Here is a 16,687-nt window from a genome sequence, read left to right as displayed (position 1 = left end):
ATTCCGCGCCGACGGAACCTTTGTCGCTTTGCCGCCGTTAGGCGCTCGATCCAAAAGCTTGTTCCAAGCGAAAAATCGGCGAGGATGCCGCAGGTCTTTTCCAGCAACGCCAATGGGATTGCCCGCTTCTTTCTGTGGGGTGTTTGCTGTTTCGCGCTTCTGGCGGCCGTCGGCGGCACGGCGTTTTTGCGTTCAGGGTTCGTTACCGGCGTGGGGCAACCGGTGGCCCAGGCCGTTCCGTTCAGCCACAAGCATCATGTCGGCGATATCGGACTGGACTGTCGTTATTGCCACAACGGGGTCGAGACATCAGCCTCGGCGGGGCTGCCGGCGACAGAAGTGTGCATGACCTGTCATTCGCAGCTCTTCACCAATGCCGAGATGTTGGCGCCGGTGCGCGCAAGTCTCGCTTCGGGACAGCCGCTGCAATGGCAGCGGGTCAATTCGGTGCCGGATTTCGTTTACTTCAACCACTCCATCCATATCGCGAAGGGCGTCGCCTGCGAGACCTGCCATGGCGCGGTCGACGACATGCCGCTGACGCGACGGGCGCATTCATTGTCGATGGAATGGTGCCTTGGCTGCCACCGGGACCCAGGTCCCAACCTTCGCCCGCCGCGGGACGTTTTCCTGATGCACTGGAAGCCGCCTGACGACATCGAGCAGATCCGGCGTTCCCTGATCGGCGTGCTCGACATTCATCCCGAGACCATGACGGATTGCTATGTCTGCCACCGTTGACCGAAATCCGGCTTTCGATCTTGCGGCATTGCGGCTCGCCGCGGCGGGGCGCGAGCCATGGCGAAGCATGGGCGAACTGGCTGACACGGCGGAGTTCCAGCGCTTTGTGGAGGCGGAATTCCCCGCGATGGCCGATCGCCTTCAGCCTGGCTTCGACCGGCGCACCGTCCTGAAACTGATGGGTGCATCGCTGTCGCTGGCCGGCCTGACCGCCTGCAGCGAGGCCGAGAGCATCGTGCCTTATGTCCGCCAGCCGGAGAACATCATTCCCGGCCGGCCGCTCTACTACGCGACAGCCCTCTCCAGCGACGGCTACGGCATCGGAGCCGTGATCGAGAGCCATGAGGGCCGGCCGACAAAGGTCGAGGGCAACCCGGATCATCCGGCATCGCGCGGCGCCACCGATGCCGTCATGCAGGCGGCGGTGTTGTCGCTGTTCGATCCCGAGCGATCTCGCACACCGCTCAAGCTGGGCGAGCCCGCAAGTTACGATGAGTTCCTGAAAGATATCGCCGAACTGGCTGGTGGATTCCTCGCTTCAGGCGGGCAAGGGCTGGCATTGCTGCTCGAGGCGACGACATCGCCGACGACGAAGGCGCAGATCGCGGCGCTGAGGGTGCGCTATCCCAGACTTCGCGTCTTCCGCCACGATCCGCTTGCGGCCAATTCCGGTGAACAGGCAACGGGTACATTGTTCGGCAGGCCGTTGACGGCGATCTACCGTTTCGACCGCGCCGATGTGATCGTCAGCCTGGATGCCGATTTCCTGGGCGATGGTCCGGGGCGCCTGGCCTATGCTCGTGATTTCGCGCAGCGGCGACGGGTGCGCAAATCGACGGACACGATGAGTCGCCTCTATGTCGTCGAGACGACTCCCACCATCACGGGTGCTGCCGCCGACCATCGCCGAGCTATCAGGCCAAGCGCCGTCGCAAGCGTTGCGGCGGCGATCAAGGCCGCCCTCGATGGCGACAATGCCGCGGCCGGCTTGTCGCCGCTCGGTCCGGAATGGACAAACGCGCTTGCCGACGATCTGCGCGGCGCCGGCCGCAATGCGCTTGTGGTGGCCGGAGCGCACCAGGCACCGTCCGTGCATGCCTTGGCCCTAGCGATGAATGCCAGGCTTGGTGCCCTTGGCAACACGCTGCAATTGATCGAGCCGCCTGATGCCATGCCGGTGGATGGCGATCTTGCCACGCTCTGCGGGGCCATCACGGATGGTTCGATCGACAAGACCGTCGTGCTCGGCGCCAATCCCTTGCACACGGCGCCATCGGACCTCGATGCACGGAAGGCTTTTTCGAGCCTGAAGCTTCTTGTCCACTGGGGACTCTACCGCGATGAGACGGCGTTTCTGGCTCGCTGGCATATCCCAGCCGCGCACGAGTTGGAGAGCTGGAGCGATATCCGGGCCTATGACGGTACGGTTTCGATCGTGCAGCCGCTCATAGAGCCTCTGTTCGGTGGCAAGAGCCTGCATCAGTTGCTTGCCGCGCTGGGCGGTGAATTCGGCGCCAATGCGCAGGCACCCGTGCGCCGGACGTGGGCCGCCATGGACGAGGTGGCCTGGCGCAAGGCGCTGCGCGACGGCATCGTGCCGAACACTGCTGCTGGTCCCGCTGCCGTTTCGGCACCGCCGGATAGCGATGGCTCGGCACCCAATGCCGCCACCAAGGGGTTGGAGGTTCGCTTCGTCGCCGATCCCTGGCTTCGCGACGGCCGCCACGCCAATTCATCCTGGCTTCAGGAATTGCCCCGGCCGTTAAGCAAGCTCGTCTGGGGCAATGCGGCGCTGGTCTCGCCAGCCACCGCGCAGCGCCTGAGGCTCGAAAACGGGCAGGTGGTCAACCTGGCGCGGGACGGCAGGACGCTGGACGCACCCGTCTGGATCACGCCGGGACAGCCTGACGACACAGTGACGCTGTCGCTCGGTTTTGGACGCAAGGCCGGCTCGGTGGCGGCACTCGCGGGCGGCTACGATGCCTTCGCGATCCGGACCAGCGATGCGCCATGGTTTGCCGACGATGTCGTCCTGAGCCCGCGCGGCGGTTCGGCGCGTGTAGTCACGACCCAACATCATCAAGCGATGGAGGGCAGGGCGATCATCCGCCATGCTTCGCTCGATGCGTTCAGGGCAAATCCCCATTTCGTGCGCGACCACGCGCCCCCAGCGCCCGTGGAATCGCTCTACCCCGACTGGAGCTACGACCAGGAAGCCTGGGGCATGTCGATAGACCTGTCGGCCTGCATCGGCTGCATGGCCTGCGTGTCGGCCTGTCAGGCCGAGAACAACATCGCAACGGTGGGGCCGGACGAGGCGGCACTCGGACACGAAATGCACTGGCTGCGCGTCGACCGCTACTATGCGGGCGGGATCGACGATCCGGACATGTTCTTCCAGCCAGTGCCGTGCATGCATTGCGAGAAGGCCCCCTGCGAGGTCGTCTGTCCGGTCAATGCGACCATCCATACGCATGACGGTCTGAACGCGCAGGTGTACAACCGCTGCATCGGCACGCGCTACTGTTCGCAGAACTGTCCCTACAAGGTGCGGCGGTTCAATTTCCTGGAGTACCAGGAGTTCGACAAGGACAGCGCGGGACCGGAGCAGGCCGTCCACAATCCCGATGTCACCGTGCGTTCGCGCGGCGTCATGGAAAAATGCAGCTACTGCGTACAGCGCATTTCGCAAAAACGGATCCGCGCCCAGATCGAGAACCGGGAGATCGAGGACGGTGAGATCGTCACCGCCTGCCAGCAGGCGTGCCCGACAAAAGCCATCACCTTCGGCGATCTCAACAGGAAGGATTCGCAGGTCGTCCAGGAAAAGGCCTCGCCACACAATTACGCGCTGCTCGAAGAACTGAACACAAGACCGCGCACCACCTATCTGGGCAAGGTCAGCAACCCTAGCGACAGGCTCGCCGCGACATCCGGCTCGGAGGGCGGCGATGGCTGACGTGGCCGCCCGCAGGACGAGCAAAGGCATGACACCTGTGCTGCGCGGGCGTCACGATTTTCCAGAGATCAGCGGCCGTATCAGCGCGGTGGTCCTGCAAGGGAAGTTGCCGCGGTTCTTCTGGTCGGCGTTCTTCGTCTGCTTCGCATTCGTATTGCTGTTCCTCTATTCCATCACCTACCTGGTCTCGGTCGGCGTTGGCGCCTATGGGGTCAACATTCCCGTGGTCTGGGGCACGATGATCTCGAGTTTCGTGTGGTGGATCGGCATTGGCCATGCCGGTACGCTGATCTCAGCGGTGCTGCTGCTGCTGCGCCAGCCCTGGCGCGCCTCGATCAACCGCTTCGCCGAGGCGATGACGCTGTTTGCCGTGGCGATGGCCGGCCTCTACCCTATCCTGCATCTTGGCCGGCCGTGGTTCTTCTATTGGCTCCTGCCCCTGCCCAACACCCACATGCATTGGCCACAATGGCGCAGCCCGCTGGTCTGGGACTTCGCCGCGATTTCCACCTACGCCACCGTCTCGCTGCTGTTCTGGTACACGGGATTGCTGCCTGATCTCGGCGTGCTGCGCGACCGGGCGAAGTCGCGTGGCGGGCAACTTTTCTACGGCGTCATCGCGCTTGGCTGGCGCGGCTCGGCTTATCATTGGGCGCGATACCGAACGGTCTATTTCCTGATGGCGGCACTCGCAACACCGCTGGTCGTTTCGGTTCATTCGATCGTCGCTCTCGATTTCACCTTCGCCATCACGCCGGGCTTCCATTCGACGATCTTTCCGCCCTATTTCGTCGCCGGCGCGCTCCTCTCCGGCTTCGCCATGGTGCTGACCATAGCCATTCCCTTGCGCTGGGCATTCGCTGTGGAAGACCTGATCACGCCGCGCCACATGGACAACGCCGCCAAACTGATGATCGCGGCCGGCATGGTCGTCATTTACGGCTATACATCGGAAGCGTTCTTCTCCTGGTATTCGGGTGAGCCTTACGAGCGCGCGATGATGGTCCAGCGCGCCGTCGGCCCTTATGCGCCGCTGTTCTGGACCATGCTCTTCTGCAATTGCGCGGTGCTGCAACTGCTTTGGTTTCGCCGTGTGCGATCCAATATGCCGCTGCTGTTTTCGATCGCTCTGGTCATCAACATCGGCATGTGGCTGGAGCGCTACATCATCGTGGTGACCGGCCCGAGCCGCGACTACCTGCCGTCGTCCTGGGGCGAGCAGTCGCTGACCTGGCTCGATTTCGGCATCCTGTTCGGATCGATCGGCACCTTCTTCGCGCTGGTCTTCCTGTTTATCCGCATCCTGCCGGCGATAACCATCTTCGAGGTCGAGGAACTGGCCGAGCAGAAAGGCGGCGCGGCATGAGCGTCCATGGCGTCATCGCGGCTTTCGCCGATCCGGATGCGCTGACCAGGGCGGCGCAAGCGATGCGCGACAAGGGGTACCGGCATATGGATGCGTTCTCGCCGTTCGAGGTGCACGGCCTGACAGACATATTGGGCATGCGAAAGACACGGCTGCCATGGGTCATGCTGGCGGGTGGCGTCGCCGGCGGCGTGCTGGTCTATGCATTGATCCTTTATTCCGTCGAGATCGACTATCCGGTCAATGTCGGCGGCCGGCCGCTGCATTCCTGGCCGCCGTTCACGGTCATCGCCTTCGAAGCCGCGATCCTGGCCAGCGTGTTTGCCGGCTTCTTCGGCATGCTGGCCGAGAACCGGCTGCCGCAATATTATCACCCCGTCTTCAACGCCGAGAGCTTCACCTACGCGAGCGGCGGCAAGTTCTACCTGCTGATCGAGGCCACCGATCCGAAATACCGCAAGGGCGTCACCAAGGGGCAGCTGACACGGCTTGGCGCCGAGACGGTCGAGGAGGTGGCGACATGAACCCGCGGCTGCTTTTGCCGGTTTGCCTGCTCCTCGGCGCCTGCAAGCAGGACATGGCCGACCAGCCTCGCTACGATCCGCTCGAAACCAGCAGAGAGTTCGCCGACGGTATGTCGGCAAGGACACCGGTCGAAGGCACGGTGACGCGCGACGCCGACCTGGCGGCGACGCCGGACAAATTCCCGTACCCGATCACCATGGCGCTGCTTCAGCGTGGGCAGCAACGCTTCGATATATTCTGCTCTCCCTGCCACGGCCGCACCGGCGACGGGCACGGGATGGTGGTCAGGCGTGGTTTCCCGCCGCCGCCGACCTACCATCAAGATGCGCTGCGCAAGGCGCCGGACCGGCATTTCTACGACGTCATCACCGACGGCTACGGTGCGATGTATTCCTATGCCGCGCGTGTCGAGCCGCGGGACCGCTGGGCGATCGTGGCCTATATCCGGGCGCTGCAATATTCGCGTCATGCTGCGGCCGGCACGCTGCCCGAATCTCTTCGCGCGAAACTCGATGCCGAGGCGGCACGATGAAGCGCGCCGCCCGGCCCGACGACCACCTCGTCCTGCTGCTCGCAGCCGCCGCCGCAGGGCTCTCTCTGTGCGCGGCCGGGCTGTTCGTCGCCCCGCGCGCGACACTGGCCGGCTGGCTGATGACGGCGGTGTTCCTGCTCGGATTGCCGCTTGGCGCAATGACCCTGCTCATGGTGCACGGGCTGACCGGGGGGCGCTGGGGCGACGCGTTGCGGCCGCCGCTGCGGGCCGCCGTCGCGACCTTGCCTGTCGCGCTGCTGTTGATGCTGCCGGTGCTTGCGCGGCTCGATCTGGTCTTTCCCTGGGCAGGAGCCGACTCCGCGCTGACGGAAGCGGTGCGCCAGAAAATGACCTATCTCAACGTGCCATTCTTCGTCGTTCGTTTCATCGTCTATGCTGTCGTCTGGCTGGCGCTGGCCTGGCTTGTACTTGGCTGGACGGCGCCCGGTTCGGCCGCAAGCAGGACCGGCGGCGGCTACGCCATCGGGCTCGTCGCGCACGGCTTTGCCGTGACGGTGTTTGCCATCGATTGGATGATGTCGATAGAGCCGGATTTTTCCTCCACCATCTATGCGATGCTCGAAGCGGCGGCCGAGGTCGTCGGCGTGTGCGGGCTGGCGCTGGCGGTGCTCTCGGCCGGCCGTGCGATCGAGTCGGCGCCGGGGGGCGAGGAGGACGTGGCGCTCGGCGAAGACCTCGCCAACATGATGTTCGGCTTCATGCTCATCTGGGCCTATCTGGCATTCATGCAGTGGCTGGTCGTCTGGGGCGGCGACCTGCCCGACGAAATCCATTGGTATGTCATCCGTGGTCGAAATGGCTGGCAGTATCTGCTTTGGCTGCTGATCGCGCTGCAATTTGCCTTGCCCTTCGCCGGTTTCCTGAACCGCTCCGTCAAGCGCAGCCGCGTTGGCCTGATAGGGCTCGGCGCGTTCCTGCTGGCCGGACATTTCGCCGATGTCGCCTGGCGCGTCCGGCCGGCTTTGTCCGCCCTCGGTGCAGGAGTGTCGTGGCCGGACCTCGCGGCAATGGTCGGCGCAGGCGGCATCTGGTTCGGGTGCTTCGTCTATATCTGGACCAGGCCTGATCGCATCGTCGTCTGGCGCGGGAGGCTGGCCCGTGGCTAAGGTCGTGCGTCATCCCGAAACACGCGATGTCTGGCCGAGGGCGCTCGTGCTCATTGGCCTCGGCCTGCTTGTCTTCCTGGCGCTCGCCGCGCTTGGGCTGAGACTGATTTTCGATACGGCCCCGTTCTGGCCACTTGCGGGCACGCAGATGAACGGCAGCGCCGCAGGTCCCGCCTTGCAGGATTTCCCCGGGGCCGATCTTGCCGCGTTCCGTCAGCAGGAAGATCGTGAACTCGGCATGCTTGCATGGGTCGACCGCAATGGTGGCATCGCGCGCATTCCGATCGACGACGCCATGAAGCTGATCGCCGCGCAGGGACTGCCGGAGGCGGTAACGCCCGCTGCGGCCGGTGAGGACTGCGCCTTGCTCGAAGGCCAGGTTCCGCGCGCGCCGCAGGCCGGCATTTGCCGCGCCCGAGCGGACGCGGCGCAGCCAAACGCCAGGGCGCCGCAGCAGGGCCAGGCCGCACCGGCCATGGGGGCGAGGCCATGAGGCGTTTGGTCCTGCCGCTCGTGCTCCTGGCTGCAATGACCGCCAGCGTGCGCGCGCGGCCGGTTTTCGAACCGCAGATCGGCGCGCAGCTCAGCCTCGACACAGTCTTCCGCGAGGCTTCGGGCGGACGGCAGACGCTTTCCGGCATTCTCGGCGGGCGGCCGGCGCTGCTCATCTTCGGTTACGACAAATGCCCCAACCTCTGCGGCGTGACCCAGCAGGCGGTTGCCTCGGATCTGAACAAGACCGGCCTCGATCCCGCGACCTACCACGCTCTCTTCGTCTCGATAGATGCTTCCGAGACCGTCGCGGATGCGGCGTCCATCCAAGCCGAAGTGGCGCGGTCCGCCGGTCAGGCAGGGTTGTCCGCGTGGCGCTTCTTGACCAGCGAGGATGGCGCTGGCGCCGCCCTTGCCGCGGAGGCCGGCATCACATTCGACCGGCGCGACCGGATCTCGCAATATGTCCACCCGATCGCGGTCATCGCGCTGACGCCGCAAGGCCGCATCGCGCAAGTGCTTCCGGCGCTGAGTTTCGAGCCGCGAGATCTCAGGCTTGCCCTGGTCGAGGCGTCGGCCGGGCGGCTTGGCTCCATCGCCGATCACGTCTTTCTGCTGTGTGCCGGCTTCGATGCATCAAAGGGCCAGTACACGCCAGCGGTCTGGGCAGTCGTGAAGGTGACTGGCATGGCGACGCTGCTTGGCCTTGGCGCCACCATCCTCGTTCTGTCGCGAAGGAGGCCGATTTGACGTTCGGCATCCCTTTTACGCCGCCGCAGGCCTCCTCGATTGCCGGCAGTGTCGACGCCCTGTTCTACGTGCTGCTTGCCTTCACCGTCGCGCTGGGCGTCTTCCTGACCAGCCTGGTCGTTTTCTACGCCATCAAATATCGCGCCGGCTCCAAGGTGGAGCGAACGGGGGAGCGTGCGCGCAGCACGCCGCTCGAGGTGACCTGGACAGTCGCCAGCCTGCTGATCGCTTTCACCATCTTCGGATGGGGAGCCGTGCTGTTCCTGCGCCGCGAACACCCGCCCCTTGACGCACTCGAGATCGCCGGCCTTGGCAAGCAATGGATGTGGGAGTTCCGTCATCCTGGCGGCCAGCGTGAAATCAACGAACTGCATGTGCCGGTCGGCAAGGCGGTGATCGTGTCGCTGGCATCGCAGGACGTGATCCACTCATTCTTCGTACCTGCCTTCCGGGTCAAGCAGGACGCGGTGCCGGGGCGCACCACGCATGTCTGGTTCATCGCCAGCGAGCCCGGGCGGTATCATTTGTTCTGCGCGCAATATTGCGGCACCCAGCATTCGGAGATGGGCGGCTGGGTGACCGTGATGCCGCCGCAAGAATATGCGGCGTGGCTGGGCAACCAGGGCCAGGGTGAAACGCTTGCGGCCGACGGCGAAAAACTCTTCCGCGCGCTCGGCTGCTCCGGCTGCCACGGCAATTCCACCAAGGTGAGGGCGCCGGATCTGGCTGGGGTCTTCGGACGGCCGGTGGCCCTGGACAATCAACAGACCGTCATTGCCGACGACCGCTATTTGCGCGATTCCATCCTCAATCCGAAGAAGGAGATCGCCGCCGGGTATGAACCCGTGATGCCGAGCTTTGACGGCCTTGTCGACGAGCAGGAGCTACAGATGCTGCTGGCGTATCTCAAATCCCTGTCGCCGCGAGCAACCACGGAAAGCGGGGCGACCCAATGAGCAGGCAAGCCTTGGCGCCTTCGAGCTATCTGCATGGGGAGGCCGGACCTGCCGCCTGGCTCTTGACCACCGACCACAAGCGCGTCGCCTGGCTCTACCTGATGTCGCTGACGGCGTTCTTTTTTCTTGGCGGTGCCTTTGCCGTGATGATCCGGATCGAACTCGCGTCGCCTGCGGGCGATCTGGTGTCGGACGATGTCTATAACAGGCTGTTTTCCCTGCATGGCATCATCATGGTGTGGTTCTTCCTGGTGCCGTCGATCCCCGCGACGCTCGGCAATTTCCTGCTGCCGCTGATGATCGGCGCGCGCGATCTCGCTTTTCCGCGGCTCAATCTCGCCAGCTGGTACGTGTTCATCTTCGGCAGCGCCTTTGCCCTGGCCGCGGTGCTCGCCGGCGGTGTCGACACGGGTTGGACCTTCTACACGCCGCTCTCGACGCTCTATGCCAACGGCTTCGTTTCGATGGCCGCGCTGGGTGTCTTCATCGTCGGCTTCTCGACGATCATGACCGGCATCAACTTCATCGTCACCGTCCACACGTTGCGCGCGCCGGGGCTGACCTGGTTCAGGCTGCCGATCTTCGTCTGGACGATGTATGCGACCGCGCTGGTCATGGTGCTGGCGACGCCGGTGCTGGCCGCCTCGCTGATCCTGATCGTGCTGGAGCGTGCCTTCGGCATCGGCATCTTCAATCCCGCTCTGGGCGGCGACCCGCTGCTGTTCCAGCATCTGTTCTGGTTCTACTCGCATCCCGCGGTCTACATCATGATCCTGCCCGGCATGGGCGTGGTTTCCGAAGTGCTGCCCTGCTTCAGCAAGCGCCCGCTGTTCGGCTACAAGGCGGTGGCGATGTCTTCGATGGCGATTGCCGTGTTCGGCTTCCTGGTCTGGGGTCACCATATGTTCGTATCAGGCCAGTCGGCCTATGCCGGCATCGTGTTCTCGTTCCTGTCGTTCTGCGTCGCGATCCCCTCGGCGATAAAGGTGTTCAACTGGACGCTGACGCTGCGCAAGGGCGAAATCACTTTCGAGACGCCCATGCTTTATGCGCTGTTTTTCCTGGCGCTGTTCACTTTCGGGGGACTGGCCGGCCTGTTCCTGGCCGCTCTCGCCGTCGACGTCCACGTTCATGACACCTATTTCGTCGTGGCGCATTTCCATTACATCATGGTCGGCGGCATGGTGACGGCCTACATGGCGGGGTTGCATTTTTGGTGGCCGAAGATCACCGGTCGCGTCTATTCCGAAACCTGGGGCCGCATCGCCGCGACCGTGACCTTCCTCGGCTTCAACCTGACGTTCTTTCCGCAATTCGTGCTCGGTTTTCTCGGCATGCCGCGGCGCTATCACACCTATCCGCCGGAGTTTCAGTTCTGGCACGTATTGTCCTCGGCCGGCGCGGTCGTTCTGGCCGTCGGCTACCTTATGCCGCTGCTCTATCTCGGCTGGTCGCTGTTTCGCGGCGCGCGGGCGCCGGCCAATCCGTGGGGCGCGACCGGCCTTGAATGGCAGACGGCTTCGCCGCCGCCCCCGCACAATTTCGAAACCATGCCCGTGGTCAAGCGGCCGGCCTATGACTATGCCATGAAAGGCCTGAGGCACGAGACGTTCAGCCCGCACAGGGACGAAGCCTCATGAGCGGGCCGACCGAAAGCATTGCCTTCGATACACGGGCCCGCGAGAAGGCGGCCGATGCGTTCGGCATGTGGATTTTCATCGGCTCCGAGGCGATGCTGTTCGGCGCGATCGTGCTGGTGTTCCTCTACGCCCGATTGAGCTATGGCGCGGCATTCGCCGCGGCGTCGCAACATCTGTCATTGCCGCTCGGCACGCTGAATACGGCGGTTCTGATCACCAGCAGCTTCGCGATGGCGCTTGCCCATATGTTCACGGCTGCCCGGCGTTGGCGGCCCGCCTTCTGGGCCTTGATGTCCACGAGCCTGCTTGGCTGCATCTTTCTGGTGATCAAGGCCGTCGAATACAGCAAGGAATTCAGCGAGGGCCTGGCGCCGGTGCTCGGCGCGTCGTTCCGCTTCGCAGGCCCAGATCCGGCCCATGCCGAATTCTTCTTCGCGCTCTATTTCGCCATGACATCGCTGCACGCGCTGCATCTGATAGGCGGCATCGCGGTGATTGCCGGCATGCTGTTGCTCTGGCCGAGGACCGCGCAGGCGAGCCGGGCGCGCCGCGTGCAGGCGATCGGACTCTACTGGCATTTCGTCGACATCGTCTGGGTGTTCCTGTTCCCGGTCCTCTATCTGATCAACCGGGCCTGATGACGATGAGCGACCTCGCCAAGCTCACATTCGCCTATCTCGCGCTGCTCGCCTTGCTGGCGCTTACCGTCGGCTCTTCGTTTGTCGACCTCGGTGGGTTCAATTCCGCGATCAACCTTGCCGCGGCGGCTGCCAAGACAGTGGTGATCGCGCTGCTGTTCATGCATCTGGCGGGCGAGGGCATCCTCCCCAGGCTCGCGGTCGCGGCGGTGGGCCTGTGGCTGGCCATTCTCTTTGGCCTGACCCTGATCGGGCAATAGCCTGCGGGGCCTAGTGTGGCGCGCGTCATCAACGGTCACGCGGATTGCCCAAGGCTGGATCGCGGCGCCTCGTGTAGCCGTCGACGCGGGGCAAGCCGTCGGCCATTTCGATGAATGGCAGGCGCATATCCCAATAGGCCTGTGCCTGTGGCGGAAACCGCTCCGGAGCGTCCATGAAGCCGATCGAGACATAGAGTTCGTCACGCAGGCCTTCGTCGGCGTAGAAGATCGAGGTACCGCAATCGGCGCAGAAGGAGCGGACGACCCCCTTCGTCTTCGAAAAGGTCTTCGGCTTCCCGGCGGTCAGCTCGACCTGGTGCGGACGATAGCCGATCCAGATGGTCATAGGTCCGCCGATCGCCCGCCGGCAATCGTCGTCATGGTCGAAGCAGGTCCAGAAGGGCTCTCCTTCCATCACCGCCGTGACGGCACCGCAGAAACAATGTCCGCGCTCGATGCGAGCCATGTTGCTGCCCGTTGTCAGAGACTGTCGGTCGTCAGGACGGCGCTTCCGCTGCGGTCGAGCATGAATTTTCTCCGAAGCTGTTGGGGGATCTGATCCTGCGGGGTCAACGCAGCGCCGCCAAATTGGTTTCCGGCCATAGGAGCGGCGGCGGATTCAAATCTGCGCTTCCGGCCTAGCCGCTGGAACCTGCCGGTCGAACCCAGGTTAATGACTGTGCCAAAGGAGGACCGGCCATGACTGGAAGCGAAAATCGCCGCGAGACTGGTGCCACCAAATATCCGGCCAGGAGCGACGGCGATCCCGCCGATTCATTCTCCCAGGACGCCGCAGGCAACAAGCCGCCGGCGTCCGGGCAAGGCCTGACGCGCCCTTCAGGCGAGGTGAATGAGAAAACGCATCAGTCCGAGGGGCAGAATCCATCCCGGCGGGCGCCCCCCGACCAGCCGCCCAGAAAAGGCGCCGGCTCAGCCACTTCTGAGCACTCAAAAGACGGCCAAGTGCCGCCCGGAGGCCGGGAGCCTGGTGCGTTCGACAAGAAATGAACGATTCACAATTGACAAGCCGGCGGTGCTTGTGGATTAGTGAGAACGTTCTCAGAGAACGTTCTCACCGCTGCGGCGGACTTACCTTTTGGGAGGAGGTATGGGTACCGACGAGATCCGGCTGGCTGTTCGCATCGCGAATATTGCAAAATCCTACGGACCCACAGTCGCACTCGATTCCGTCTCCATTGATCTGCGGCCAGGGGAAGTCCATGCGCTGTTGGGCGAGAACGGCGCCGGCAAATCGACGCTCGTGAAAATCCTCAGCGGCGTCGTGACGCCTGACGGCGGATCCATGTCGATCTTCGGCAAGCCTTATGCGCCGCGTGGCATCATCGATGCGCGGGCGCAGGGCGTGGCGACGGCCTTTCAGGAACTCAGCCTGCTGCCGAATCTCAGCATCGCCGAGAATCTCGTGCTGCCGAAAATGCCGAAGGGAAAGCTAGGTCTCGTCTCGCGCCGCACCGCCACGGCATCAGCTGGCAAGGTTCTTAACGACTACGCTCTCTCCCACTTTGATCCTGACACGCCCGTCGGCGTGCTTTCGCTTTCGGATCGTCAGCGGCTTGAGATCGTGCGCGCCTTCACCCATGCCTCGAAGCTCTTGATCCTCGATGAGCCGACGGCCGCGCTGGCGGACGTCGAATGGCTGTTTGAGCTCGTGCGCCGGCAGAAGAACCTGCAGACCGCCATCCTCTACATTTCCCACCGCCTCGGCGAGGTGCGCACCCTGTGTTCGCGCGCCACCATCCTGCGCAATGGCCGCAGCATCGGCACCGTCGAGTTGTCCGGCGCTTCGGACGCGAACATTTTCGAGATGATGGTCGGCCGAAGCGCGCGTGAGACGACCGCCTCGCAGCCTTTGGTCGCCGACACCGCGCCCGTCGCGCTCAGCGTTCGGGGCCTCTCCGGCGGCATTTTGCGCGACGTGTCGTTTGATGTCAGGCGAGGTGAGATCGTCGGCATCGCCGCGCTCGAGGGGCAGGGCCAGCGCGACCTGTTCAGGACGATGATCGGCCTCTCCAAGGCGAAAAGCGGCGGCATCGAGATCGACGGCGTGCCCGCCCAGATCGCCAGCCCGGGCGCCGCGCTCCATTTCGGCAACGGCCTTGCCTACCTGCCGGAGGACCGCAAGTCGGAAGGGATTTTCGCCGGCCTCAGCACCGCCAGCAACATGGTGTTGCCTATCATTTCGCGTATCGCGCAGGGTGGCGTCGTCTGGCCGGCCAGCGAGCGTCGCATTGCGAAAAAAACCGCTGAGGCGGTCGAACTGCAGGAGCGCTATCTGCAGTTCAAGATCGATGAGCTTTCCGGTGGCAACCAGCAGAAGGCGCTTCTGGCGCGCGTCATGATGACGGGTGCGCGCACTCTACTGCTTTTCGATCCGACGCGTGGAGTCGATGTCGGAACCAAGCAGTCGATCTACGAGGCGATCCGGAAGTTCGCTGCCGATGGCGGCTCGGTGCTCTTTTACTCGTCCGAACTGCCGGAACTCGTCCATCTCGCGCATCGCTGCATGGTGCTCTATGGCGGCCGCGTCTTCGCCGAATATCAGGGCGATGCCATCGATGAGCCGACTATCGTCGGCGCGCTGATCGGCCACGCTGCGGGCGCGGTGAATGGAGTGGCCGCATGACCGCGGTCCAGGCAAATCCCGCGCCCCGCCGCTCCGCGTTATGGAGGGCTGTCATCAGCGGCACCGGCATCGTGGCGTTGATCTATGTCCTGCTTTATGCGCTCTACGCGTTCTGGCAACCGGATGCGCTTTCGGTCTACACCTTCACCGATCTCGTCAACAACTCGACGCCATTGGCGCTCGCGGCAGCGGGCGAGACGCTGGTCGTCATCAGCCGCGGCTTCGACTTGTCCGTCGCAGGCGTCGTCTCGCTGACCAATGTGCTGATGGCGGTCTATCCGTTCGATGGTCCGGGCGGTGCGCTGGCCAGCCTCCTGATGTGCTGTGCGATCGGTGGTGCCGTCGGCGCAATCAACGGCATTCTCGTGGCCAGGCTTGGGCTGCAGACCATCGCGGCGACGCTCGGCACGATGATCGTCTGCCAGGGACTTGCGCTGGTTATCCTGGACGCGCCTGGCGGTATGGTTGCCGACTTCGTCACCTATACGCTGACCGACACCCTGTTCGGTATCATCCCGATCGCCGGGCTGTTTCTGGTTGCCGCCATCGCGCTTTGGCTTGCCTTCCGGCGGACCAATACCGGGATCGGCCTCTATGCGATCGGCGCCGACGAGCAGTCGGCTCGCTTCTCCGGCGTGCCCGTGGCAGGGGTACGCATCACGGCCTTTGTCGGCGCCGGCATCCTTTACGGCGTCGCCGGCTTCATGCTGAGCGCCCAGACGGCGACAGGAAATCCGACAGCCGGCACGCCATTCCTGATGCTCACCTTTGCCGCAGTGGCGCTCGGCGGCACGCCGTTGAGTGGCGGCCGGGGCAGCCTCGTTGGCTCGATCCTGGGCGCCGGTACGCTGATGCTTTTGCAGAAGGTGCTTTTCTCGGGTGGGGTCTCGTCCTTCTACACCGGCATATTCCAAGGTTTCGTGCTGGTGCTTGCGATCGTGTTCGGCAGCGCCGTGGCGCGCCTGCTCAAGAAGGAAGAGATCCGGTGAACGCGCATAAGGACGTTGCGACGCGTTTCGAGGCCAACTCCGACCGGCGCGGCAGGCAAAGGCTCGACCGGGAGGTGGTCAATACGCTTGTCGTGTTTGGGCTGAGTATCGTGCTTGTGGTGTGCTCGCGCTTCATCAGTCCGGCGCTGGGTTCCTGGGATCAGGTGCTGACGGTTCTCATCCTCGCGTCCTTCCTGATCGTGTTGTCGTTTGGGCAAGGGCTCGTCATCCTGATCGGTGGGCTCGACCTATCGGTCCCCGCCCTCATCACGCTCGGCGGCGTGTTGACGACGACGTGGATTGGTAGCGGCGATGCCGGCATCTGGTACATGCTGCCGGCCATTCTGGTCATTTGCGCGCTGGTCGGCACGATCAGCGGACTGGGAATTGTCTGGCTGAAGGTTCCTCCCTTCATCATGACCATGGCGACCTCGATCGTCGTGGCATCGGTGGCGCTGGGCTACACCAGCGGGACGCCGCGCGGCGGTTCTCCGTCCGCCTTGCTGTGGCTGATGAAGGAATGGTTCCTCGGCGTGCCGCTGGTCATCTACTTCACCGTCGCTTTCATCCTGTTCGGCTGGTTCTTGCAGAATTTCACTGCGCTCGGCCGCCGGCTCTACGCCCTTGGCACCAACAGGAACGCCGCTCTCATCGCCGGCGTCGCTGTCAATCGGCTCGAGCTCGTCCCCTATGCGATCAGTGCCGCTTGCGCAGGCTTCGTCGGCATGATGCTGGTGGGCTATTCGAACGGGGCGACGCTGAGGATGGGCGACAGCTACATGCTGCCTTCCATCGCTGCCGTCGTGGTCGGCGGCTCCTCGATCCTCGGCGGCAGCGGAACTTTCATCGGGACGGTCGGCGGCGCAATTCTTCTGACGACGCTTGGCACCGTTATCTCCGCTATCGGCCTCAACGAAGGATGGCGCACCGTCATAGAGGGCGCAATCATTGTCGCCGCCCTGCTGGTGCTGCGCGGCGAATTCCTAGCCGATCTCGGAAATCGAATGCTGACGCGGAGGAAGTGACCATGCCTGTGCGTGAAATGGGTTTTGTCCAATTGTGAGAACG

Annotated in this window: 16 protein-coding genes; 15 read left to right on the top strand and 1 reads right to left on the bottom strand. The window is 63.9% G+C overall.

The window, feature by feature from the left end; translation table 11 throughout:
* Positions 1-84: 84 nt before the first annotated feature.
* From FJ949_RS13055 to FJ949_RS13000, 12 genes are read left to right on the top strand one after another with little or no spacing between them, the layout of a single operon-like run.
* Positions 85-741 (top strand): cytochrome c3 family protein, encoded by a 657-nt coding sequence (locus FJ949_RS13055; RefSeq protein ID WP_140496135.1) that lies wholly within the window; start codon positions 85-87, stop codon positions 739-741.
* Complete coding sequence (locus FJ949_RS13050; protein WP_140496134.1) at positions 725-3,700, top strand: TAT-variant-translocated molybdopterin oxidoreductase; 2,976 nt, start codon at positions 725-727, stop codon at positions 3,698-3,700. The genes FJ949_RS13055 and FJ949_RS13050 overlap by 17 nt, the downstream gene beginning before the upstream one ends.
* Positions 3,693-5,066, top strand: coding sequence for an NrfD/PsrC family molybdoenzyme membrane anchor subunit (nrfD, locus tag FJ949_RS13045; RefSeq protein ID WP_140496133.1), 1,374 nt, complete (start codon positions 3,693-3,695; stop codon positions 5,064-5,066). The genes FJ949_RS13050 and nrfD overlap by 8 nt, the downstream gene beginning before the upstream one ends.
* The gene (locus FJ949_RS13040) at positions 5,063-5,590 is read left to right on the top strand and encodes a DUF3341 domain-containing protein (RefSeq protein ID WP_140496132.1); all 528 of its coding nucleotides are present in this window, start codon (positions 5,063-5,065) and stop codon (positions 5,588-5,590) included. Before nrfD ends, FJ949_RS13040 begins: the two co-directional genes overlap by 4 nt.
* Positions 5,587-6,123 carry a cytochrome c gene (locus FJ949_RS13035; protein ID WP_140496131.1) on the top strand — a complete coding sequence of 179 codons (537 nt, stop codon included), beginning with the start codon at positions 5,587-5,589 and terminating at the stop codon, positions 6,121-6,123. The genes FJ949_RS13040 and FJ949_RS13035 overlap by 4 nt, the downstream gene beginning before the upstream one ends.
* Positions 6,120-7,250 (top strand): hypothetical protein, encoded by a 1,131-nt coding sequence (locus FJ949_RS13030; protein WP_140496130.1) that lies wholly within the window; start codon positions 6,120-6,122, stop codon positions 7,248-7,250. The genes FJ949_RS13035 and FJ949_RS13030 overlap by 4 nt, the downstream gene beginning before the upstream one ends.
* Positions 7,243-7,743, top strand: a complete 501-nt coding sequence (locus tag FJ949_RS13025; RefSeq protein WP_140496129.1) for a hypothetical protein — start codon at positions 7,243-7,245, stop codon at positions 7,741-7,743. Before FJ949_RS13030 ends, FJ949_RS13025 begins: the two co-directional genes overlap by 8 nt.
* Entirely contained in the window at positions 7,740-8,492 is a 753-nt protein-coding gene (locus tag FJ949_RS13020; protein WP_140496128.1) for an SCO family protein, read from the top strand. The genes FJ949_RS13025 and FJ949_RS13020 overlap by 4 nt, the downstream gene beginning before the upstream one ends.
* Positions 8,489-9,448, top strand: a complete 960-nt coding sequence (gene coxB, locus FJ949_RS13015) for a cytochrome c oxidase subunit II (RefSeq protein WP_140496127.1) — start codon at positions 8,489-8,491, stop codon at positions 9,446-9,448. The genes FJ949_RS13020 and coxB overlap by 4 nt, the downstream gene beginning before the upstream one ends.
* Complete coding sequence (gene ctaD, locus FJ949_RS13010; protein WP_140496126.1) at positions 9,445-11,088, top strand: cytochrome c oxidase subunit I; 1,644 nt, start codon at positions 9,445-9,447, stop codon at positions 11,086-11,088. The genes coxB and ctaD overlap by 4 nt, the downstream gene beginning before the upstream one ends.
* Entirely contained in the window at positions 11,085-11,726 is a 642-nt protein-coding gene (locus tag FJ949_RS13005; protein WP_140496125.1) for a cytochrome c oxidase subunit 3, read from the top strand. Before ctaD ends, FJ949_RS13005 begins: the two co-directional genes overlap by 4 nt.
* A gap of 5 nt (positions 11,727-11,731) precedes the next feature.
* Positions 11,732-11,986 carry a cytochrome C oxidase subunit IV family protein gene (locus tag FJ949_RS13000; protein WP_140522223.1) on the top strand — a complete coding sequence of 85 codons (255 nt, stop codon included), beginning with the start codon at positions 11,732-11,734 and terminating at the stop codon, positions 11,984-11,986.
* A gap of 28 nt (positions 11,987-12,014) precedes the next feature.
* On the opposite strand, the gene FJ949_RS12995 is transcribed toward FJ949_RS13000, so the two are convergent.
* Positions 12,015-12,452, bottom strand: a complete 438-nt coding sequence (locus FJ949_RS12995; RefSeq protein ID WP_140496123.1) for a GFA family protein — start codon at positions 12,450-12,452, stop codon at positions 12,015-12,017.
* Between the two features lie 642 nt (positions 12,453-13,094).
* Here FJ949_RS12995 and FJ949_RS12985 point away from each other — a divergent pair.
* The 3 genes from FJ949_RS12985 to FJ949_RS12975 are packed head-to-tail and all read left to right on the top strand — an operon-like array spanning position 13,095 to position 16,644.
* The gene (locus FJ949_RS12985) at positions 13,095-14,630 is read left to right on the top strand and encodes a sugar ABC transporter ATP-binding protein (RefSeq protein ID WP_140496121.1); all 1,536 of its coding nucleotides are present in this window, start codon (positions 13,095-13,097) and stop codon (positions 14,628-14,630) included.
* Positions 14,627-15,619 carry an ABC transporter permease gene (locus FJ949_RS12980; protein WP_140496120.1) on the top strand — a complete coding sequence of 331 codons (993 nt, stop codon included), beginning with the start codon at positions 14,627-14,629 and terminating at the stop codon, positions 15,617-15,619. Before FJ949_RS12985 ends, FJ949_RS12980 begins: the two co-directional genes overlap by 4 nt.
* Positions 15,616-16,644 (top strand): ABC transporter permease, encoded by a 1,029-nt coding sequence (locus FJ949_RS12975; protein ID WP_181169642.1) that lies wholly within the window; start codon positions 15,616-15,618, stop codon positions 16,642-16,644. Before FJ949_RS12980 ends, FJ949_RS12975 begins: the two co-directional genes overlap by 4 nt.
* Positions 16,645-16,687 lie beyond the last annotated feature (43 nt).

Origin of the sequence: Mesorhizobium sp. B2-4-1 (assembly GCF_006442185.1) — a bacterium.
Taxonomy (GTDB): Bacteria; Pseudomonadota; Alphaproteobacteria; order Rhizobiales; family Rhizobiaceae; genus Mesorhizobium.
This window is presented reverse-complemented; position numbering and strand designations above follow the sequence as displayed.